23 protein-coding genes and 1 pseudogene are annotated in these 20,842 nt (G+C 69.3%); 10 read left to right on the forward strand and 14 right to left on the reverse strand.

Going from position 1 to position 20,842, the window contains the following annotated elements; genetic code table 11:
- Positions 1-56 precede the first annotated feature (56 nt).
- Entirely contained in the window at positions 57-560 is a 504-nt protein-coding gene (locus tag JKL49_RS01455; protein ID WP_215337744.1) for a GrpB family protein, read from the forward strand.
- Positions 561-580: 20 nt separating this feature from the next.
- Here JKL49_RS01455 and JKL49_RS01460 read toward each other — a convergent pair whose 3' ends face one another.
- The 4 genes from JKL49_RS01460 to JKL49_RS01475 form a co-directional block, all read right to left on the reverse strand.
- Positions 581-1,450 (reverse strand): DMT family transporter, encoded by an 870-nt coding sequence (locus tag JKL49_RS01460; protein WP_215342640.1) that lies wholly within the window; start codon positions 1,448-1,450, stop codon positions 581-583.
- 52 nt (positions 1,451-1,502) lie between these two features.
- Positions 1,503-2,228, reverse strand: a complete 726-nt coding sequence (locus tag JKL49_RS01465) for a 2OG-Fe(II) oxygenase (protein ID WP_215337746.1) — start codon at positions 2,226-2,228, stop codon at positions 1,503-1,505.
- 4 nt (positions 2,229-2,232) lie between these two features.
- Positions 2,233-3,087 (reverse strand): SDR family NAD(P)-dependent oxidoreductase, encoded by an 855-nt coding sequence (locus JKL49_RS01470; RefSeq protein WP_215337748.1) that lies wholly within the window; start codon positions 3,085-3,087, stop codon positions 2,233-2,235.
- A gap of 66 nt (positions 3,088-3,153) precedes the next feature.
- Entirely contained in the window at positions 3,154-4,155 is a 1,002-nt protein-coding gene (locus JKL49_RS01475; protein WP_215337750.1) for an NADPH:quinone oxidoreductase family protein, read from the reverse strand.
- 170 nt (positions 4,156-4,325) lie between these two features.
- Here JKL49_RS01475 and rlmN point away from each other — a divergent pair, with 170 nt between their 5' ends.
- The 3 genes from rlmN (at position 4,326) to JKL49_RS01490 (ending at position 6,844) form a co-directional block, all read left to right on the forward strand.
- Positions 4,326-5,504 (forward strand): dual-specificity RNA methyltransferase RlmN, encoded by a 1,179-nt coding sequence (gene rlmN / locus JKL49_RS01480; protein WP_215337752.1) that lies wholly within the window; start codon positions 4,326-4,328, stop codon positions 5,502-5,504.
- Positions 5,505-5,573: 69 nt separating this feature from the next.
- Positions 5,574-6,002, forward strand: coding sequence for a DUF350 domain-containing protein (locus JKL49_RS01485; RefSeq protein ID WP_215337754.1), 429 nt, complete (start codon positions 5,574-5,576; stop codon positions 6,000-6,002).
- Positions 6,003-6,010: 8 nt separating this feature from the next.
- Positions 6,011-6,844 (forward strand): S1 family peptidase, encoded by an 834-nt coding sequence (locus tag JKL49_RS01490; protein WP_215337756.1) that lies wholly within the window; start codon positions 6,011-6,013, stop codon positions 6,842-6,844.
- On the opposite strand, the gene JKL49_RS01495 is transcribed toward JKL49_RS01490, so the two are convergent.
- Positions 6,841-8,556 (reverse strand): AmpG family muropeptide MFS transporter, encoded by a 1,716-nt coding sequence (locus JKL49_RS01495; protein WP_215337758.1) that lies wholly within the window; start codon positions 8,554-8,556, stop codon positions 6,841-6,843. The two genes, JKL49_RS01490 and JKL49_RS01495, sit on opposite strands and share 4 nt — an antisense overlap.
- Before the next feature lie 40 nt (positions 8,557-8,596).
- Entirely contained in the window at positions 8,597-10,087 is a 1,491-nt protein-coding gene (locus tag JKL49_RS01500) for a response regulator (RefSeq protein WP_215337760.1), read from the reverse strand.
- A 221-nt stretch (positions 10,088-10,308) separates the two neighbouring features.
- On the opposite strand from JKL49_RS01500, the pseudogene JKL49_RS21355 reads away from it, so the two are divergent.
- From JKL49_RS21355 to JKL49_RS01520, 4 genes and pseudogenes are all read left to right on the forward strand, one after another.
- Positions 10,309-10,479: pseudogene (locus tag JKL49_RS21355) on the forward strand (response regulator transcription factor); the annotation flags it as partial.
- Between the two features lie 130 nt (positions 10,480-10,609).
- The gene (locus tag JKL49_RS01510) at positions 10,610-10,990 is read left to right on the forward strand and encodes a hypothetical protein (protein ID WP_249778005.1); all 381 of its coding nucleotides are present in this window, start codon (positions 10,610-10,612) and stop codon (positions 10,988-10,990) included.
- Positions 10,991-11,162: 172 nt separating this feature from the next.
- Positions 11,163-11,516: a hypothetical protein gene (locus JKL49_RS01515; protein ID WP_215337762.1), complete on the forward strand. Its 354-nt coding sequence runs from the start codon at positions 11,163-11,165 to the stop codon at positions 11,514-11,516.
- A 77-nt stretch (positions 11,517-11,593) separates the two neighbouring features.
- Positions 11,594-11,992: a hypothetical protein gene (locus JKL49_RS01520; RefSeq protein ID WP_215337764.1), complete on the forward strand. Its 399-nt coding sequence runs from the start codon at positions 11,594-11,596 to the stop codon at positions 11,990-11,992.
- Here JKL49_RS01520 and JKL49_RS01525 read toward each other — a convergent pair.
- The 7 genes from JKL49_RS01525 to JKL49_RS01555 form a co-directional block, all read right to left on the reverse strand.
- On the reverse strand, positions 11,989-13,518 hold the full coding sequence (locus JKL49_RS01525; RefSeq protein ID WP_215337766.1) for a YifB family Mg chelatase-like AAA ATPase: 1,530 nt from the start codon (positions 13,516-13,518) through the stop codon (positions 11,989-11,991). The two genes, JKL49_RS01520 and JKL49_RS01525, sit on opposite strands and share 4 nt — an antisense overlap.
- Positions 13,519-13,653: 135 nt before the next feature.
- Positions 13,654-14,601 (reverse strand): glutathione synthase, encoded by a 948-nt coding sequence (gene gshB, locus JKL49_RS01530; RefSeq protein WP_215337768.1) that lies wholly within the window; start codon positions 14,599-14,601, stop codon positions 13,654-13,656.
- Between the two features lie 63 nt (positions 14,602-14,664).
- Complete coding sequence (locus JKL49_RS01535; RefSeq protein WP_215337770.1) at positions 14,665-15,480, reverse strand: transglutaminase family protein; 816 nt, start codon at positions 15,478-15,480, stop codon at positions 14,665-14,667.
- Between the two features lie 6 nt (positions 15,481-15,486).
- Positions 15,487-15,861, reverse strand: a complete 375-nt coding sequence (locus tag JKL49_RS01540) for a YraN family protein (protein WP_215337772.1) — start codon at positions 15,859-15,861, stop codon at positions 15,487-15,489.
- Positions 15,858-16,730, reverse strand: a complete 873-nt coding sequence (gene rsmI, locus JKL49_RS01545) for a 16S rRNA (cytidine(1402)-2'-O)-methyltransferase (protein WP_215337774.1) — start codon at positions 16,728-16,730, stop codon at positions 15,858-15,860. Before rsmI ends, JKL49_RS01540 begins: the two co-directional genes overlap by 4 nt.
- Positions 16,731-16,774: 44 nt before the next feature.
- Positions 16,775-17,929: a radical SAM family heme chaperone HemW gene (hemW, locus tag JKL49_RS01550; RefSeq protein WP_215337776.1), complete on the reverse strand. Its 1,155-nt coding sequence runs from the start codon at positions 17,927-17,929 to the stop codon at positions 16,775-16,777.
- Entirely contained in the window at positions 17,926-18,525 is a 600-nt protein-coding gene (locus tag JKL49_RS01555) for a non-canonical purine NTP pyrophosphatase (protein ID WP_215337778.1), read from the reverse strand. Before JKL49_RS01555 ends, hemW begins: the two co-directional genes overlap by 4 nt.
- A 414-nt stretch (positions 18,526-18,939) precedes the next feature.
- Between JKL49_RS01555 and JKL49_RS01560 the strand changes: the two genes are divergently transcribed.
- Positions 18,940-19,470, forward strand: coding sequence for a DUF2975 domain-containing protein (locus JKL49_RS01560; protein WP_215337781.1), 531 nt, complete (start codon positions 18,940-18,942; stop codon positions 19,468-19,470).
- Between the two features lie 2 nt (positions 19,471-19,472).
- A complete protein-coding gene (locus JKL49_RS01565) occupies positions 19,473-19,715 on the forward strand; it encodes a helix-turn-helix domain-containing protein (protein WP_215337783.1) in 243 nt (80 codons plus the stop codon).
- 397 nt (positions 19,716-20,112) lie between these two features.
- Here JKL49_RS01565 and rph read toward each other — a convergent pair whose 3' ends face one another.
- The gene (gene rph / locus JKL49_RS01570) at positions 20,113-20,832 is read right to left on the reverse strand and encodes a ribonuclease PH (protein WP_215337785.1); all 720 of its coding nucleotides are present in this window, start codon (positions 20,830-20,832) and stop codon (positions 20,113-20,115) included.
- Between the last annotated feature and the right edge of the window lie 10 nt (positions 20,833-20,842).

Consider the following 20,842-nt stretch of genomic DNA (forward strand, 5'->3'; position numbering starts at 1 on the left):
GCAGTCACGTCAGGCGCGTCCTTGGAGGCGCCTATCGATCCGCATAGGTTGGGTGGATGGCCCTCACCAGTTCCATCCAGGCCTATGATCCCAGGTGGCCGGGGATGTACGCCGAAGAAGCCGCGCGTCTGGCCCAGGTCTTCGGGCGCGACGTGGTTGAGGTGCATCACGTGGGAAGCACCGCGGTCCCAGACCTGGCCGCGAAGCCGGAGATCGACATCCTGGCCGTGGTCAACCTGGTGGATGTTCCGGAGATGTGGGCGAAGGGTTTTGCAGAGCTGGGCTATCGCCGGGGCGGCGACCTGTCCGCGGGGCACCGCTTCTTCAAACGGGACCTGAACGGTGTCCGAACGCACAAGCTCCACATCTGCGACCAGGGTCATCCAAGCATCGCCGACATGCTGAAGTTCAGGGATCACTTGCGCCGGACTCCCGTCGACCGCGCCAGATACCAGGCGTTGAAGCTGCGCCTGGAGCGGGAAAACACCGACGGCATCGGCCAGTATCTGGCCTCCAAGGCGCCCTTCATCGACGCCATCGTGGCCGGGATCAAGCCGTAGCGTCGGCCCGACGTCCGTCGCTAGACAGCCTGCACCAGCGCCGCCGCCGCCATCTTCGCCTTGTTCGCCGCGTGTTCGCGCCAGGTGATGAAGAGGGTGGAGACCACCACCACGCCGGCGCCCACCACGGTCCAGATCCCCGGGACCTCCTGGAACAGGGCGAAGCCGACGATCACCGTGAACACCAGCCGGATATAGTCGATGGGGGCCATGGCGCCGGCGTCGCCGATGGACATGCCCTTGATGTAGCAGCCCTGGGTGATGGTCCCCAGCACACCCATCGCCGCCAGCAGCAGCAGGTCGAAGGGCTCGGGCCAGCGCCAGGCCAGGAAGGCGCCGGGGAGGGCGAGCACAAGGCCCAGGCTCGCCGACCAGACCAGCAGCACCATGGGGGCGTGATCGCGCGTCATCACCTTCATGCCGGTGATGGTGAGCGCGAACAGGAAGGACGAGGCCAGCATGGCCATGGCCGGCAGACCGATGGCGAAGGCGTGGCCCGCGCCCGGCCGCAGCATGATCATCACGCCGACGAAGCCCACTACGGCCGCGCCGATACGCAGGGGTCCCACCGGCTCGCGGACCACGAAGAAGGCCAGGGGCACCAGCCACAGGGTGCGGGTGAAGGACAGGGCATTGGCGTCGGCCAGCGGCATCTTCTGGAAGGCGTAGAAGGAGAGGATCATCCCCACCGTGCCCGCCGCCGAGCGGAAGATCAGGATGCCGGGTCGGGTGGTGGCGAAGGCCGCGCCGCGGTGTTTGAGGATCACCGGCAGCATGATCAGGAAGCCGAAGAACTGCCGGTAGAAGGTCTGCAGCGAGGCCGGATAGTCGTCCCCCAGATACTTGATCAGGGTGGTCATGGCCGTGAAACCGACGGCCGAGGCCACCATCCACAGGGCGCCGTGCAGGTTGGGCGACAGGCCGGGTTTGGCGGGAAGGGCTTCAGCGCTCACGGATCCACCCGGTGATGGAGAACCGCTGCGCGCCGGCGAAGCTCGCCACCTGGGTCACCGCGTGCTGCTGCGGGACGCGGAAGATGTTGAGCGCGTTGAAGGTGGGGGTATAGGCCTCGCTGACATGGCCGTCGGCGTCGTGGAAGGCCAGCAGGCCGCCCCAGTCGGGCCGCCAGGCGGGGGTGAAGTTCAGCACATAGGCATAGAGCCGGTGCTTGCCGGCCACATCGTCGTCATGGGCGGTGAGGAAGTCGCCGGGCCGGTAGCGGGTGGCCTGGGCGTCGGCATAGGCGCAAGCGTCGTCGCCGGTCAGGGTGCGCACGAAACCCAGGAAGGCCTCGCTGTTGAGCAGGTCGTAGACGCCTTCCAGGGGCGCCAGAACGCCGCCGGTCCTCTGGTTCGCCTCCATCAGGTCCGACAGCCGCCAGGCGTCGAACTGATACTGGAAGCCGGTGCGGCCGCCCTCGAGGATCGCCGCCTCCAGCTCCGCCCGGCGCTCAGGCGGCATGGCGGCGAGCGTCTCAAGGGCGATGTCGTAGCTCTTCCCCGAGGCCGTCAGCGAACGATGGTAGGGGGCGGCGACCAGGGCGGCGTGGATGGCTTGCGCGTCCTTGGGTGCGAAGATCCCAGGCAGGTGCAGGCGGCCGAAGCGCTCGAAGGCCGGGCGCAGCTTGGCGGGGTCCAGGCCCCGCGCCAGGTCGGGCGCCCGGCTCACCGGGTCAGCTCGTCGCGCCGGGCAGGGCGTCGCCGAACAGGGCCGCGAAGGGCGAGCCCGCGCTGGCGTCCCAGGCGTGGCGGCCGCCGACGGTGATGCCGCCGTCCACCACGATGTGGGTGCCCGACACGAAGGCTGAGTCCTCCGACGCCAGATAGAGGGCGGCCTTGGCGATGTCGTCGGGCATGCCGGCCTTGGGCACCGGCTGCACCTTGGCGGCGTTGTCGGCGACGCGGGCGGCCATCTGGTCGGCCACCTCGCGCGGCAGGCCCAGGGACGCGCCGAAGATCGAGGTGGCGATCAGGCCCGGGCAGATGGCGTTGACCCGGATCTTCTGCGGCGAGAGCTGGGCTGCGGCGGCGCGGCTCATATGGATGACGCTGGCCTTGGCGCTGGAATAGGCGATCGGCCCCCAGCCGGCCTGCAGGCCCGCGATGGAGGCGGTGTTGATGATCGAGCCGCCGCCGCGCTCCAGCATCAGCGGCACGGCGTGCTTCATCCCCAGCGCCGGCCCGCGCACCAGGACGTCGAAGATCCAGCTCCAGCCGTCGGCGGTGATCTCGGTGATGGAGGTCATCCGGTCGGAGATGCCGGCGTTGTTGAACAGGATGTCGAGGCCGCCGAACGCGCTCTTGGCCAGCTTCATGGCCGCTTCGATCTCGGCTTCCTGGGTCACGTCGCAGTGGGCGTAGGCGACCTTGCCGGGGAAGCGCTTCTCCAGCATGGCGCCCTTTTCATCCTGGATGTCGGCGGCGATGACGGACGCGCCCTCGGCCACGAACAGTTCGACCGTGCCCAGACCAATGCCGGAGGCGGCCCCGGTGATGACCGCGACCTTACCCTGCAGACGTCCCGCCATTTCGTTTCCCCGTTTCTTGTAACTGATCGGCGATCACTAAAGCGGGACGCCCCGTGCGTCGAGGGGCTAGTCGACCGTTACCACGACCTTGCCCATGGCCTTGCGGCTGCCCAGGTGGGCGATGGCGTCGGCGCCCTTAGAAAGCGGGAAGCGCTCCGAGACGTGGGGCTTCACCTTGCCCTTGGCGTAGAGGTCGAGCAGTTCGTCGATGGACTGGGCGAACAGCTCGGGGTTCTTGGTGGTCCAGGTGCCCCAGAACACGCCGACGATGTCGCAGCCCTTCAGCAGCGCCAGGTTCAGCGGGATTTTCGGGATGTCGCCGGCCGCGAAGCCGATCACCAGGTAGCGGCCTTCCCAGGCGATGGAGCGCAGGGCGGGCTCGGCATAGTCACCGCCGACCGCGTCATAGATGACGTCGAAGCCGTCCGCGCCGCCGGCTTCCTTGAAGAGGGCGCCCAGCGTCTTCTGGCCGTCGCGGTCGAAGGGGCCGCGGCCATAGACGACGCCGGCGTCCGCCCCGTGGGCGATGGCCAGGTCGCACTTTTCCTGGCTGGAGCAGGCGGCCACGACGCGGGCGCCCATGGCCTTGCCCAGCTCGACGGCCGAGAGGCCGACGCCGCCGGCCGCGCCCAGGACCAGCATGGTCTCGCCGGCCTTCAGGTGCGCGCGATCCTTCAGGGCGTGATAGCTGGTGCCGTAGGTGAGGATGAAGGCCGCCGCGATATCGTGGGGCATGCTGTCGGGGATGTGCCACAGGCGGTTGGCCGGCAGCAGGACCTCTTCGGCCAGGCCGCCCCAGCCGGTGTTGGCCAGGATCCGGTCGCCGACCTTCACATTGGTGACGCCCTCGCCGATCGCCTTGACCACGCCCGACAGCTCGCCGCCGGGGGAGAAGGGCCGGGGCGGCTTCATCTGGTACTTGTCCTCGATCATCAGCACGTCGGGGAAGTTGATCCCCACGGCCTTGGTGCTGATCACGGCGAAGCCGGGACGGACTTCCGGGGAGGCCACATCCTCATAGGACAGGGTCTCGGGACCCCCGGTGGTCTTGCTCAGCAGCGCCTTCATCGTCGTCTCCCGGACATCGTTTTTCGAAAGTTGGCGGACGCTAGCGCACGGCCTTCGCGGGCGGAAGTCCGGCGTCGAACATTTGTTTGAGTGGCTGCGGCGTCGGCCGATTTGGCGTGCGGGCCCCGTGGCCCTATATTGACGGCCTTCCAGCCAGCGAGTTCCTCCCCTTGGGCGTCACCCTAGATCTTTCGCGCGCCACCGCGACGCGCGCACCCACGAAGCCGAACCTCTGCGGCCTGACCCGCAAGGGGCTGGTGGAGACGCTGATCGCCGCCGACGTGGTCCCGGCCCCCAAGGCCAAGATGCGCGCGGGCCAGATGTGGCGCTGGATCCACCACTACGGGGTCACCGACTTCGAGGCGATGACCGACATCGCCAAGGAGACCCGCGCCGTTCTCGCCGAGGCCTTCAGCCTGACCCGCCCCGAGATCGTCGAACGCCAGGTGTCCAAGGACGGCACCCGCAAGTGGCTGATCCGCATGGCGCCGGGCATCGAGGTGGAGACCGTCTACATCCCCGACGTCGGCCGCGCCGGCGCTCTGTGTGTCTCAAGCCAGGTGGGCTGCACGCTGAACTGCACTTTCTGCCACACCGGCACCCAGGCCCTGGTGCGCAACCTGACCGCCGCCGAGATCGTGGCCCAGGTCCAGGTGGCCCGCGACGACCTGGAGGAATGGCCGTCGCCGAAGGAAGATCGCCGGCTCTCCAACATCGTCTTCATGGGCATGGGCGAGCCGCTCTACAATCTCGACAACGTCGCTGACGCCATCGACATCATCGCCGACGGCGAGGGCATCGCCATCTCGCGCCGGCGGATCACGGTCTCCACCTCTGGCGTGGTTCCGGAACTGGAGGCCTTGGGGAACCGCACCCAGGCGATGCTGGCCATTTCCCTGCACGGCACCAACGACGCCCTGCGCGACGTGCTGGTGCCGCTGAACAAGAAGTACCCGATCGCCCAGCTGATCGAGGGCATCCGTGCTTATCCGGGCCTCTCCAACGCCCGGCGGGTGACCTTCGAATACGTCATGCTGAAGGGCGTCAACGACAGCCCGGCCGAGGCCCTGGCGCTCGTGAAGCTGCTGAAGGGCCTGCCGGCCAAGATCAACCTGATCCCGTTCAATCCCTGGCCGGGGACCGACTATGTCTGTTCCGACTGGGGGGCGATCGAGAAGTTCGCCGCCATCCTCAATCGCGCGGGCTACGCCTCGCCGATCCGCACCCCACGGGGCCGGGACATCCTGGCGGCCTGCGGTCAGCTGAAGAGCGAGAGCGAGAAGGTCCGCGCCAGCGCCCGGCGCAAGGCCGCCGCTGAGCCCGTGGCCGAGGACTCGCCCGCCGCCTGAACGATTTTCGCAGGCGGCCGAGGTCCGTGCTAACGATGCGGACCGACCTTTCCTTGCCCAAGGGTTCCGATGCCGCCCGAACTCCAGTCTCCTGAGATCCAGGCCTTCGCCACCGGCTTCCCCATCACCCTGCTACACGCGGGGATGACGGTCCTGATCCTGTTCCTGGGCAGCGCCCTCTACATCCTGCTGACCCCGCACCGCGAGATCGCCCTGATCCGTGAGGGCAATTCGGCCGCCGCGATTTCCCTGGCCGGCGTGATGGTGGGCCTGTCGATCCCGCTGGCCGTGTCGCTGACCGCGTCGACCTCGCTGATCGAGATCGGCATCTGGGGCGCCTCGACGGTGGTGGTGCAGCTGCTGATCTTCCGGATCGTCGACATGATCCTGCGCGGCCTGCCGCAGCGGATCCAGGAAGGCGAGATGTCGGCCGCCGCCCTGCTGGTGGGCGCCAAGCTCGCCACCGCCCTGATCCTCGCCGCCGCCGTGGCGGGCTGAGCGGACCTATGCATTTCCCCAAGCTGCCGGACTGGCTGGTCTATGCGGCTGTGGTCCTGGCGCTGCTGATCGCGGCCGTGGGCCGGCAGGAGCGGGCCGACGCCCCGCCGCCCCCGCCACCGGTGCCGGGGGAAGAGGGCGTGCCGCTGGGGCCCGCCTCGCCCTTCGACCCCTCGATCGTCGTCGATGTGCCGGCCAAGGCGGAGCCTGGCCTCGGCACCGCCTTCTCCGTCGCCGACCGCGGTGTGTGGGTCACCGCCCGCCACGTGGTGGAGGGCTGCACCCAGGCCGCCATCGTGGTGGCCGAGGGCCGGGGCGTGGCCGCCAAGGTCAATATCTACCAGCGCGGCGAGGCCGCCATCCTCACCACCGAGGGCGGGGCGCCGCCCCTGCCGCTGGGCATCGACCAGAAGCTGCGGCGCGGCGACCGCGCCTATCACCCGGGTTTCCCACAAGGCCATTCGGGCGAGGCCACCTCGCGGCTGCTGGGACGTGAGAACCTGGTGGTGCGTGGCCGCGGCGCGCGCACCGAGCCGGTCCTAGTCTGGGCCGAGACCGGCCGCACCGACGGGCTGAAGGGCACACTGGCGGGCCTTTCGGGCGCGCCGGCGCTGGACCGCGCCGGCCGGGTGATCGGGGTGACCGTGGCCGAGGCCCCGCGCCGGGGCCGCATCTACACCACCGCGCCGGAAACCCTGGGTGCTGCCCTGTCGGAGGCCCACGAACGCCCCGCCAGCTTCGCGGTGGGCGAGAGCGTCACCACCGACAACTACGGCCGCGTCGCCGATGCCCTGCGCCGCGACCTGCGGGTGGCCCAGGTGATCTGCCTGTCGACGACCTAGGCTTCGGCCACGGGCTCCGCGCCACCGGCCGGCATGTCGGCAGTGCGCGCCGCGACGATGAACACCAGCACGATGCCCACCACCCCCAGCAGGGCCGAATAGACGAAGAACACCACGTATCCGGAGCCGAGGGCCGCGGCCGAGACGTGCGACTTCTCCATGGCGCTGGCGAAGGTCTGGGGTGGCAGGCCGGTGAAGAGCGCCTTGAGGCCCGAGAACGCCCCGCCGGTGTCGGCCGCCTTGGCCGCGCCCTCCACGACCTTGCCCGACTGCGACGCCACCAGCTTTCCGAGCAGGGCGTAGAAGGACGAGAACATCGCGTACTGGGTGGCGGTGAAGCCCTGGCCGGTGAGGCTGGACATGTAGGCGATCAGGCAGGTGCCGGCGAAACCCGAGGCGATGTTGTCGATCCCGATGGCGACACTGAGCGCCCAGAGTTGCGGCCCCTGCATCGCCAGCCAGGCGAAGACCAGGTTCGAGATGGGACCGGCGAAGGCGCCGATCACCATGGAGCGCATGAGGCCGAGCCGGGCCACGGAGAAGCCGCCCAGGCCGACGCCGATCACCGACATGACGACGCCCAGCACCTTGCGGACCTCGGCGATCTGCAGCTTGTCGAAGCCGAGGTCGATGTAGAACGGATTCATGATGTTGAGCACGAAGTCGCTCAGCCGGTAGACGCAGATCAGCGCCAGGATCAGGCCGGCGGCCTGCCCATAGCGGCGGAAGAAGTCGATGAAGGGCGCGCCAAGCGCGGTCGACAGGTAGCGGCCGGGCCGGGTCGGAAGGCCGGGGATCGGTAGGGCGGCCACGACGATGAGCGCGACCCCGGTGAGGATGCCGCCGACCTGGGCGAAAACTCCGAAGGGCTTGGCCTCCCACGCGGCCTTGATGGCGTCGCCCACCTGCGGGTGGCCGAGGGTGGCGGTGACCGACTGCAGGACGGTGGCGTTGCCGGCCAGGCCCGAGCCGAAGATCAGGGCACCTAGCAGCACGATGGCTAGGCGCAGGGCCCACTCGATCCCGTCGCGGGCCGGGACAGACCCGACGCCGGCGAAGTCGATGTCGCGCATGATGTGGCTCGCCTCGCGCGGCGCGCCTAGCACGCCTGCGACGCCCACGACCATCAGGCCGGCCATCAAGGCGTAGGACAGACTCCAGCCCACGGCGTCGGACATGGCCAGCGGGACGACCCCGGCCACGATCATGGCGATGCGGTAGCCCCACTGGTAGGCGGCGGCCATGGCGCCCTGCTTTTCAGTGTCGGCGGCCTCGATGCGCCAGGCGTCGATGACGATGTCCTGGGTGGCCGAGGTAAAGCCGACGAAGACGGCGAAGGCGGCCATCAGGCCAAGTCTGGTCTTGGGATCGACCCCGGAGATCAGCCACAGGCCCAGCATGATCAGAATCTGGCAGACCAGCATCCAGGAGCGGCGGTGGCCCAGCCACTTGGTGAGGATCGGCACCGCCGCGCGGTCGATCAGCGGCGCCCAGAGCAACTTCAGGGAATAGGCCAGGGTCGCCAGGCTGAAGAAGGCGATCACCTCCAGCGACAGTCCGGCATCGCGCAGCCAGGCCGACAGCGTGTCGAAGATCAGCAGGTTGGGCAGGCCCGAGGCGAAACCCAGGGACAGCATCACCAGGGCGCGGCGCTCGCCATAGACGGCGATGGCGCTCCAGGCGCTGCGTTTCGGCGTGGCTTCGATGGTCATTGCGGCCTCCCCCGAGATCGGCGCCGGGGGTGGCCCCGGTTCAGCCGACCTTGGCGCGGTCCGTCGTTTCCGTCCAGCCGCCGCGGGTCAGGCGGGCGAGGATCCCGCGCAGGGCGTCGGGCGCCAGCGGCTTGACCAGGAAGTCGTTCATGCCCGCCGCCAGGCAGGCATGGCGGTCGTCCTCGAAGGCGTTGGCGGTCAGCGCCACCACCGGGGTGTCGAGGCCGGCGGCCCGCAGGGCCCGCGTGGCGTCCAGGCCGGACATGCCGGGCATGCGCATGTCCATCAGGATCAGGTCATAGCGGCCGACCTTGAGGGCGGCCATGGCGTCCTCGCCGCCGCCGGCATGGTCGACCTTGCAACCCTCCCGGGCCAGCAGGGTGCGGGCCAGCAGGGCGTTGATGGCGTTGTCCTCCACCAGCAGCACCCGGACGCCAGGGGCCATGGCCGGGGCGATGCGTTCGTCCTCCACCGCGTCCGTGCGCTGGGCGCCTTCGCCCAGGACGGCGAGGACGCGCTCGGCCAGGGAGGCGCGGCGCAGAGGCTTGATCAGGTATCCGGCGAAGCCCTGCGCCCGGTAGGTCTCGATGCGCGCCCGCTCATTGGGCGGCAGCAGGATGATCGCGGGGCGAGAGTCCGGCGGGCAGGAGGGGGCGAGCGCATGGTCCACCAGCAGGACCTGGGCGCTCTTGTCTTCACCTATCACCGCCTTGCCGCCGGCCGCCTCGACTTGGCGGCGGGCGGCCTCGGCGACCACGGGATTGGGGGAGAGCACGCCGACGGTGCGGCCGGCCAGGGGCGCGTCGCCAAGTGCGGTCACCCGCGGGAAGGCGGCCTCGAACCAGAACAGCGCGCCGCCGCCGGGTGCGTCCTCGACGCCGACCTCGCCGTCCATGGCGGCGGCCAGCTTGCGGGCGATGGCCAGGCCGAGGCCCGCGCCGCCCAGCTGGGCGGCGTCATAGGAAGGGTCGGCCTGGGCGAAGGCCTCGAAGATCTTCTCCCGCACCGCCCGGGTGACGCCCGGACCGGTGTCGGAGACGGAAAAACGCAGGCGCGAGCCGTCGCGCTCGGTGACCGTGAGTAGGACGCCGCCGGTTTCGGTGAACTTCACCGCGTTGCCGGCGAAGTTGAGCAGGATCTGGCGCAGCCGGCCTTCGTCGGCCAGGGCTTGGCCGATGCCGGTGGGGGCGGCCCAGGCGATCTCAAGGCCCTTTTCCTGGGCGCGGGGGGAGAGCAGTTCGCTGACCGAGCGCAGCAGGCCCTCGACCTCCATGGTGGCCGGATGCAGCTCGATCTTGTCGGCGCCCAGCTTGGCGAAGTCGAGCACGTCATTGACCAGGCTGAGCAGATGCTCGCCTGAATCGCGCAGGGCGGCGACATAGGCTCGTTGCTCGGCGGTCAGGCTGGTGCCTTCCAGCAATCGCGCCATGCCCAGCACGCCGTTGAGGGGCGTGCGGAATTCGTGGCTGAGCGAGGCGAGCTGCTCGGCGCTGACGCGGGCGTCGGGAACGGTGGGAGTCTTGCGGGCCATGGAACAAGCCTAGGCGCAGGCGGCTTAACAGGCGGTCAAGCGGGGCTCCGATTTCCCACGGAACTGCAACTTTCTGGCGTGGGAGATCGCCGGTCTTCCGGCGTCGACCGAGCACCGCAAACGCCTGAAGCGTAAGCGGAACCCACTTCGGCTTGGCCGTTACGGCTGGACGAAACTCCGCGTGGGCCTTTAACTACCCACCTTATGCGCGAGCACAGGAAATGACCGAAGACCCCGTCGAGCTTCTGACGCCGCGCGAGCGGGAATGTCTTCGCCTGGTGGACAGGCATCTGAGCTCCAAGCAGATCGCCCGCGAGCTGGGCATGTCCAAGACCTCCGTCGACACCTATTGCGACCGTGCGCGGCGCAAGCTCGGCGTCGACGACCGCTACGCCGCCGCGCGGCGTCTGGCCGACCACGACCGTGATTCCGCTGTCCTGATCGCGTCAGGACAGGATGCGATCAGGACAGACAGCCGCCCTCCCGTCCCGCCTTCTCGGGGCGACACGGGAGTACAGGCTGATGGCCGATTGGATGAAAGCGCTGCTCGAGGTGGACCCGTCCCAGCCGGACTGGGAAGGCCAGGAGCAGAGGGCGGCGGTAAACCAGGTGATGCGGTTGCGCCGGGAGGTACAGGACTTCGAAACCCGCTGGCCGGAGATGGCGGACGAGGCGCTGACCGCGCCGGCGTTTACCTGGACCCAGCTGGAACGTCAGCTCGCCGACCTGGCGGGCTGTCCGGTGAAGGCGGAGATGGCCCGGGACCTGGTCTCGGCGACCCGCAAGATGTCGCGGTACAAGCCGCCCGAAATGGTCTTGCGGGAAATACTGTGCATGACCTGGGCGCTCTTGGACGAGGGCTTCCAGCCCGAGCGGCGGGAGGGATCGGCCGAAATGCCCTAAGTCCCGCCACGCGACTGGGGTTGATCGGCCTCATCGCCATCGTATCGGCCCTGGCCTTCGGGGCGATGCTGTCCGGCCTCCACGCCCTGCAAGAGCTCGTCTAGCTCTCACCGACACCGACAATTTTCTCAACAGCAACGCGCCGGGTCCCTCGGCGTGCAGGAGATCCCGCATGCTCAAGCAACGCCGTCTGGTCGCCGATCAAGTCGCCGCCAGCCTCTTCGAAGCAGAAATCGCCATCGACCTGGCGCTCGCCAAGGCCGCCGCCCTGGCCGGGATCATGCCGGGCCTGCGCACCGAGGCGGGCATCTCGGCCCTCATCGGTCAGGGCGCCGTGGAGCGGGCCAGCGAGGCCTTTGCCGCCCTGGCCACAGCGCGGCGCGCCATTTGCGAAACCCATCTGGAGCTCAGCATCGCCCAGAAGCAGATGGGCCTGGGCGCCGTGGCCTTCGGCGATCCGAAGCCGCCACAGCAGATGTCGGACGGCGAGGCGCCCCTCCTGCGCAGCGTTCGCCGCGCGAGCTAGCTGTCGAAGCCGCACCATTCGCGATAGATCGGGTCTCCGGGCAGCCGGGGACCCGATCTGATTCTGGAGCCAAGGGCTTGGTCTGGACCGTCGCCATCATCCTGGTCTGCGCCTTCGCCCTCTGGAAGGGCGGCCGGGTCGAGAAGATCGTGGCCGTGGCCTTCATGGCCGCCTGGCTGATCACCCTGATTGTCGAGGATCGCTGGCATTGGGGGAACACCCAGTGGAATGTCCTGGCCGTGGACATCGCGCTGACCGTGCTGCTCGCCTGGCTGGCCATGACCACTGGCCTCAACTGGCTGCTGTTCGCCGCGGCCTTTCAGGTCCTGGGCGTGGTGACCCACATCGCGGTCATCGTCGATCCGGGCTTCCTGGCCAAGACCTACGTGGCCGGCCTGATCATCTGGAGCTATCTCGCGATCGGCGCCCTGGTCGTGGGGACCTGGATCGATTGGCGCGATCGCGAGAACCGCTAGGCCAGGGCGTTTGGCGCGCCCACCCGGCGGTAGATTAACGCCTCGGCGACATGGACCCGCTTGATCGGTCCTGCGCCCTCCAGGTCGGCGATGGTGCGGGCCAGCCGCAGGGTCCGCGTCCAACCCCGGGCCGTGAGGCCATTGGCCTCGGCGGCCTTGGCCAGCAGGGCGCGGGCGGCGGGGTCGAGATCGGCGATGGTCTCCAGCCACTCCCCCTCGGCGCGGGCGTTGATCGGCTCGGCGCGTTCGTGGCCAGATTTCGCGGCGCGCTCCGAGGCCAGGTCGCGGGCCTGGGCCACCCGAGCGGCGGCCTCGGCGGTCCCTTCCGACGGCGCGGGCAAGGCCAGGTCGGCGGCGCTGACCGGCGGCACGTCGATCTGCAGGTCGATGCGGTCGAGGAACGGCCCCGACACCTTCATCTGATAGTCGGTCTGGCAGCGCGGGGCGCGCCCGCAGGCGCCGCGTCCAGGCCCGCCATGGCCGCATTTGCACGGGTTCTGGGCGGCCACCAGCTGGAAGCGGGCCGGATAGCGCACGTGGGCGTTGGCGCGCGCCACCACCACCTCGCCGGTCTCGAGGGGTTGGCGCAATGAATCCAGGGCCTGCGCGCTGAACTCGGGCAGCTCATCCAGGAACAGCACCCCGTTGTGGGCCAGCGACACCTCGCCGGGCTTGATGCGCACGCCGCCGCCGGTCAAGGCCGCCATGGTGGCCGAATGGTGCGGGGTGCGGAATGGCCGGGCCCGGGTCAGCTCGCCCTTGGCGATCAAGCCGGCCACCGAGTGGATCATCGAGGTTTCCAGCAGCTCAGCCGGCGAGAGCGGCGGCAGCAGGCCCGGCAGGCGGGCGGCCATCATCGACTTGCCTGAGCCCGGCGGCCCGGTGAAGGCCAGGTTGTGACCCCCGGCCGCGGCGATCTCCAGGGCGCGCTTGGCGTTCTCCTGGCCCTTGACGTCCCGCAGGTCCGGAGCCCGCTCGCCGTCGAGAATGGCGCCCGGCTTGGGCGGCCCCAGCATCTGGGTCCCGCGGAAGTGGTTCACCAGCGAGATCAGCGACGGCGCCGCCAGGATCTGGGTGTCGCCGGCCCAGGCGGCTTCCGCGCCGCAGGCCTCCGGGCAGATGAGCCCCAGACCCAGGGCGCCGGCGGCCACGGAAGCCGGCAAGGCGCCAGCCACCTGGACGATACGGCCGTCGAGAGAGAGCTCGCCCATGGCCGCCCACTCGGTCAGCCGGTCGGGCGGGATGATGCCCATGGCGGCCATGATGGCCAGCGCGATGGGCAGGTCGTAGTGGCTGCCCTCCTTGGGCAGGTCGGCGGGGGCCAGGTTGACGATGATGCGCTTGCCGGGCAACGACAGGCCAAGGCCGGAAAACGCGGCCCGCACCCGCTCGCGACTCTCGCCGACGGCCTTGTCGCCGAGGCCGACGACGATGAAGGCGACTTCGCCGCCGGTGAACTGCACCTCGACATCGACGCGGCGGGCCTCAACCCCTTGAAACGCCAGCGTCACGACCCGTGCAGCCATGGCTCATGTCCCCGGTTTGAGCATGTTTTATCCACAACCCCAACACACCGTGTGGGTCGGATCAAGAACAAAAAAGGAACTAATGGAGAAGGTGAGACGTTTCCGTGACCTAGGTCACTCTTCTCATCTAACAAGCTAGACCTTGGCGCGAATCACTTCAACACGTTCCCAGAGTCGGACTGTCGCATCGATTCCAGTGAACTTTTTCAAGGCGACGGCGCCCGTGGGTGACGTGACATTGATCTCGGTGAGGTAGTCGCCGATCACGTCGATGCCGACGAACATCAGGCCGCGGCGTTTCAGTTCCGGGCCGATGATGCCGCAGAGTTCCCGGTCGCGGGCGGTCAGTTCGACCGCCTCGGCGCGGCCGCCGACGGCCAGGTTGGACCGGATCTGGCCGGCGCTGGGCACGCGGTTGATGGCGCCCACCGGCTCGCCGTCCACCAGCAGGATACGTTTGTCGCCCTTCACCACGGCCGGCACGAATTTCTGGGCGATCACCGGCTCGCGGCTGATCATCCGGTGCAGGTCCAGCATGGCGTCGAGATTGGGATCGTCGGCCAGGAGCCGAGCGACGCCCGAACCGCCCGCGCCGTTCAGCGGCTTGAGCACGATGTCGCCCTGGCGGGCGCGGAACTCATAGATCGCCTCGATGTCGGAGGTGATCAGGGTCGGCGGCTGGACGCCGGGGAAGGTGGTGACGAACAGCTTTTCCGGCGCGTTGCGCACCTCGGTGGGATTGTTGACCACCAGGGTCTTCGGATGGATGGCGTCCAGGAAGTGGGTCGAGGTGATGTAGGCCATGTCGAAGGGCGGGTCCTGGCGCAGCAGGACGACGTCGAACTCCGACAGGTCGCGGGTCTCCCACGGGCCGAAGGTCGCGTGGGCGCCCTTCACCGGCTGGACGGTGACCGAGCGGCCCTTGGCGGTGAGCCTGCCGTTCTCCAGGGCCATGCGTTCTGGCGTGTAGACCCAAAGCGTGTGCCCGCGCTCCTGGGCCGACTGCATCATCAGGAAGGTCGTATCGCCTTCGATATTGATCCCCTCCAAGGGGTCCATCTGGACGGCGACCTTCAAAGACATACGGGCTTCCTCACAAGCTGAAGCGCTCAGATAGGTCGGAGACGGCCGATGCGCCAGCGCTGCTTAGTTGAGCTGCAGCCGCACGCGCTCGCGGTGGGCCCGGGCGGCCAGGGCGGCGCCGCCGTCCAGGGTCGAGGCCTGGGCCAGGGCCTGTAGCGCGCCGGCGAGCGCGCCCTGGCCCTCGCGGGCGGCGGCGACGTCCAGCCAGGGGCGGTGGTCGGTGGGGTCGAGCAGGGCTCGGCGCAGAGCGGCGCGCTCGGCGCGGCCAAAGTCGCGGGCCGCCACGGCGCGGGCGAAGATGTTGTTCTGCAGCCGCATCAGCACGGCGCGGTCGGCGGCCGGCGCCATCAGCCGGTCCAGGCGGTCGGCGACATTGGGGGTCAGGCCCGCATGCAGGGCCCGGCGGGTCAGTTCCGACGGCAGCACCACCCGGCCCTCGGCATAGGGGTCCAGGGCCAGCGGCCCCTCCTGGGTCTCGATGCGCAGCAGGAAATGGCCAGGGAAGTCGACGCCCTGGACGGTCAGGCCGCAGCGCCGCGAGACGTGGAGGTAGTAGACACCCAGCGCCACGGGCAGGCCCTTGCGGCGTTCCGCCACCGACAGGATGTCGGCGTTGTCGGGGTGTTCGTAGGTGAAGAGGTCACCGCCAAGCCCCAGGTCGCCGGCCATGGCCTCGGCCAGGGCCTCCTCGGGGCTCTCGGTGGCCAGGCGCTGGGTCAGGTGCTCGACGCCGGCCTCGCCCAGATCCCGAGCCTGTTGGGCGTCGCGGGTCGGATCCTCGTGCAGGGCGCAGGCGATCGCGGCTTCCAGCAGGGGGAAGTCGCCGTCCACGCACTGACCCGCCTGGGCCAGATAGGTCTCAGCGTCCTCGCGACTCATACTTCCTCACGCGCCTCTCCAGGCGTCGGGACTATGTCTCGGAAGTCTGCCCGGCGCGAGTGCGATCAGGTCCAGGCGCACGGCGGCGTTGTGCAGGGCCGGCCGGCGGGCTGCGAGCGTGGCCCCGGCACGGCGCAGGCGGGCCCGCTGGTCGGCGCTGACCGCCTCCATCGCGGCCAACATCGTCGTGCGCGACTTGACCTCCACCACCGCCAGCACCCCGCCGCGATGGGCCAGCAGGTCGATCTCGGCCTGGGGGGTCTTCAGGCGGAAGCCCAAGATGCGGTAGCCCTTCAGCATCAGCCAGACCGCCGCCCAGACCTCGGCGCGGCGGCCGGAGAGCCTGGCCGCAGCGCCGCGGGCCTGGCGGATGGGGTTCACGGCTTGGCGTCCCGGAGCGCCATGGCGCGCTTGTAGAGCTCGCGCCGGGGCAGGCCCAGCGCCTTGGCCACCTCGCTGGCGGCGTCGGCCGTGCCCAGACGCTCCAGGGCCTGGGTGAGGGCGGTGTCGACATCGGCCTCGGTGGCGGCTTCCTCGCGGCCGGGGCCGACCACGATGACGAACTCCCCCTTGGGGGACGCGAAGCGCTTGTCGGTCGCCAGCTGGTCCAGCGGCGCGCGGGTTACGGTCTCGTAGAGCTTGGTCAGTTCCCGGGCCACGGCGGCCTCGCGGGGGCCAAACACGGCGGCCATGTCGGCCAGGCTGGCGGCGACCCGGCTGCCGCCCTCGAAGAACACCAGGGTGGCCCGCAGGCCCGCCAGCTCCTGGAAGAAGGTCTGGCGCGCGGCGCTCTTGGGCGGCGGAAAGCCGGCGAACAGGAACCGGTCGGTGGGCAGGCCCGCCACGGTCAGCCCCGCCAGCAGGGCCGAGGCGCCGGGGATCGGATAGACCGGCAGGCCCTCCGCCATCGCCTCGCGGGCCAGACGGTAGCCGGGGTCGGAGACCAGGGGTGTGCCGGCGTCGGACACCAGGGCGACTCGGCCGCCTTCGCTCAGGATCTGCAGCGCCTTGGGCCCGGCGCGGTCGGCGGAGTGCTCGTCATAGCGTTCGAGCTTCTTGGAGAGGCCATAGGCGGAGAGCAGCTTGCCGGCCACCCGGGTGTCCTCGGCCAGGACCAGGTCGGCGGCCGACAGCACGTCGAGGGCCCGCAGGGTGATGTCCCTCAGGTTCCCGATCGGCGTCGCCACCAGATAGAGGCCCGGCGCCAGCGGGGCTTCGGAGAGGGCAGGCGGCGGGGGGCGGGGGGACATGGGCGGAGGATTCGCCGGTTCGGCCGCCCATGGCAAGCTTGGGCTCAGGCGAGCGCCAGCCGGCTGGTGACCCAGTTGAGCACCAGGCGCCCGGCCGGGGTGGCGCGCAGGCGGTCAGGGTCGGAGGCGATCAGGCCCGCCTGGGCCAGGCTCAGGACCTCGGGGTGGGCGGGTGTGAGGGAAAGCGCCGCAATCTCGTCGAAGCTCACGCCGTCCTCGATGCGCAGGCCGGCCAGCAGGCGTTCCTCGGCCGCCTGCTGCGGGGTGAGGGTCTCCTGGGTGACCCAGCCGAGGCCGGTCTCGGCCACCCGGGCGATGTAGTCGGCGGGTCTGGCGGCGGCGAAGGTGGCGGTGCGAGCCCCGTCGAGCGTCAGGCGGCCGTGGGCGCCGGGGCCCGCGCCGACATAGTCCTGGCCGCGCCAGTAGACGAGGTTGTGGTTGGAGCGGGCGGCTGGCCCCCGGGCGTGGTTGGAGACCTCATAGGCGGTGAAGCCGGCGGCGGTCAGGGTGTCTTGCGTCACATCGAACAGTTCGGCGGCGAGGTCTTCGCCAGGCGGAACCAGAGTTCCGCGCTTCACGGCGCGGTCGAAGGCCGTGCCGGCCTCGATGGTCAGCTGGTAGGGCGACAGGTGCTCGGCGCCGAGGTCGATGGCCTCGGAGAGCTCGGCGCGCCAGGCCTCTGGAGTCTGGCCGGGGCGGGCATAGATCAGGTCCAGCGACAGGCGCGGGAAGACCCTTGCCCCCAGGGCGGCGGCTCGACGCGCCTCGTCGGCCCCGTGGTTGCGGCCCAGCAGGGTCAGGCTGGCGTCGTCCAGGGCCTGGACACCCAGAGACAGGCGCTGCACCCCGGCGCTCGCGAACCCTGAGAACCGGTCGGCCTCGGCGTCGGTGGGGTTGGCCTCCAGGGTGACCTCCAGGTTCGGCATGGGCGTCCAGAGTTGGCGGCAGAGCGCGATCATCTCGCCGGCCCAGTCAGGGTCCATCAGCGAGGGTGTGCCCCCGCCCAGGAAGATGGAGATCAGGTCGCGGGGACCGGTCAGCTCACGATGACGCCTCAGGTCGGCGAGGATCGCGTCTTTCAGGGCGCGCTGCTCGACTTCTCGGCCACGGTCACGCAGGACGTTGAAGTCGCAATAGGGGCAGATGCGCGCGCAGTAGGGCCAGTGGATATAGACCCCGAGCGGCGCCAGCGACGTCAAAGGATGGCGGCCTTGAGCTTGGCGAAGGCCAAGGCCCGGTGGCTCATGGCGTCCTTGGCGGCGGGGTCCATCTCGCCAAAGGTCTGATCGAAGCCCAGCGGCGTGAAGACGGGGTCGTAACCGAAGCCGCGGGTTCCGCGCATGGGGAAGGTGAGGGTCCCGTCGACCCGGCCCTCCACCACCACGGCGGGGCCATGGGGCCAGGCGACGGCCAGGGCCGAGGTGAACCAGCAGGAGAGATCTTCCGACCCTGACTCCTCCAAGCGCTCCTCCACCTTGCCCATGGCCATGGTGAAGTCCTTCGCTGGGCCGGCCCAGCGGGCGGAGAAGATGCCGGGCGCGCCGTCCAGGGCGGCCACCGACAGGCCGGAGTCGTCGGCCAGCGCGATCAGGCCGCTGGCGTCGGCGGCGGCGCGGGCCTTGAGCAGGGCGTTGCCGACGAAGGTGGTCTCGGTCTCGTCGGGTTCGGGCAGGCCAAGCTCGCCCGCGGTCACCAGGGAGAAGCGGTTCTCCAGGATGGCGGCGATCTCGACGACCTTGCCCGGATTGTGGGTCGCCACCACCAGCCGCGCGCCGGGTTCGAGCTTGAGCGCCATGGGAAAACCTCCGGTTCGGCTGCGAGGGCGGACCATAGTCGCGGCGGGCGCGCCCTTCAATTGCAAGGGTTTGCGCAAAGCCAAGCTCAACATTACCAATGTTTCATATCGTTTTTCGATAATTATCTTGATCGAAAAGCGATGCATCCGTATTGACTATCGACATCGGGCGGCGACGGGCCGCCTACCACACCAAGCGCCGCCACGGCGGCGCAAACTGGAGATAAAGTCATGTTTTCGCCTGTGATGAACTGGATGGACCGCGCCCTGATGCAGGTCGTGGTCGTTCTGGCCGCCCTTCCGGTGGTGGCCTTGGTCGCCGGCTCGCTGGTCGGCTAGACTGTGGTGCTCAAGCCAGCCCGCCGCCAGCCGCCGCGTTGGCGGCGGAGCCACACCAGCGGGGAGATACAGTTGATGCGCGCCCTGGGGCCCGGCTCGGTTTCGAGCTTCCTGAAGATCATCCTCGACGTGGTCTATGTGGCCCTGTGGATCGGGATCGGCGTCGTCGGCCTGTTGATGCTGGCCGCCCTGCTCCTGAGCTTCAATCCCGACCTGATCGGCAGTCTGTCGCTGAGCGCCGAGGGCGCTTCGGTGGTCAGCCGAGGTCCTGTCCTGGCCGGCGGTCTGCTGGCCGCGGCCCTCTACATGGCCGGCCTGCAGGTGATCGTGGCGCGGCTGCGCCAGATCTTCGCCACCCTGACGGCCGGGGACCCCTTCCATCCCGACAACGTGCTGCGCCTGCGGGTGATCGGCCTGGCGCTGGGCAGCCTGGAGCTGGTGCGCTATGCGGTCCGCTTCGCCGGCGACTGGCTCGACCTGGCCCAGACCAAGAGCAGCCAGGGCTTCAGCCTCACGGCCTGGTTCTCAGTGCTGGTGGTTTTTGTCCTCGCTGAGGTGTTCCGCGAAGGCGCGCGTCTGCGCCGCGAAGCGGAGCTGACGATCTAATCATGCCCATTCGTGTCCTGCTCGACCGCGTGCTGCTGGAACGCCGCATGTCGCTCACCGAACTCGCCGACCGCGTCGGCGTCACCATCGCCAACCTGTCGATCCTGAAAACCGGCAAGGCCCGCGCCGTGCGCTTCTCCACCCTGGCGGCGCTGTGCCGCGAGCTGGACTGCCAGCCCGGCGACTTGCTGCACTACGAGGCCGGCCCCTCCGACGACCTGCCGGACGACGACGAGGACGGTTGAACACAGCGGCGTGATGACGCACCGCAGCGGAAAACTGTACGCGCCTGTCCAAAAAAGTCGGACTGAGCGGTGTTTAGATATTGCCAGGTAAGGGATTCGCTCCTATATGCGCTGCAACAATTGCTGCATTGCACAAAGGAACTCCCCATGGCTCGCGCCATTGAAAGCCTGATCGACCGCCTGATGGCCCCCTTCGCCGAAGAGCTGGCCCGTCTGCCCGCCTCGGCCTTCCGCCAGCTGCTGAACGGTCTCTAAGAGTTAGTACCCCACGGTCCCCCACCGTGGCTTAGCGTTCGAAACGGGCGGTCCCCTGGGGCCGCCCGTTTTGCGTTCGCAAGCGCGTCAGGCTTAAGTGGAACCCGGTTATGCCGCCCGACACGCGCCCTTCAAGAAAGCCCTATTTGCGCGCGCCGGCCTCGCGCTGCATCACGCAGAGCTCACCGATCCCCTTGCGGGCCAGACCGAACAGGGCCTCGAACTCGCCCTGGCTGAAGCCGCGCTTCTCGCCGGTGGCCTGGATCTCGACGATGTCGCCCGAGCCGGTGAGCACGAAGTTGGCGTCGGCCTCGGCGTTGGAGTCTTCCTCGTACTCAAGGTCGAGGACGGGCGTGCCGTTGTAGATGCCACACGAGATGGCCGCGACCTGGTCGGTGATCGGGTCGGTGGTGATCAGCCCTTCCTCCATCAGGTAGTTCACCGCCTGGCGCAGGGCGACCCAGGCGCCGGTGATGGCGGCCGTGCGGGTGCCGCCGTCAGCCTGGAGGACGTCGCAGTCGATGGAGATCTGACGCTCGCCCAGCAGGGTCGGGTTGATGATGGCGCGCAGGGAGCGGCCGATCAGCCGCTGGATTTCCTGCGTGCGGCCCGACTGCTTGCCCTCAGAGGCCTCGCGGCGGCCGCGGGTGTGGGTGGCCCTGGGCAACATGCCGTACTCGGCGGTGACCCAGCCCTGGCCGCGGCCGCGCATGAAGCCCGGCACCCGGTCCTCGACGCTGGCGGTGATCAGCACCTTGGTGTGGCCAAAGGTGATCAGGGACGAGCCTTCCGCATAGCGATTGACCCCGGTTTCGATGGTCACGTCACGAAGAAGCTCGGGAGTCCGGTCGGAAGGGCGCATGGAAGGGCTC

Origin of the sequence: Phenylobacterium glaciei, assembly GCF_016772415.1 — a bacterium.
In the GTDB taxonomy this organism is placed as follows: domain Bacteria; phylum Pseudomonadota; class Alphaproteobacteria; order Caulobacterales; family Caulobacteraceae; genus Phenylobacterium; species Phenylobacterium glaciei.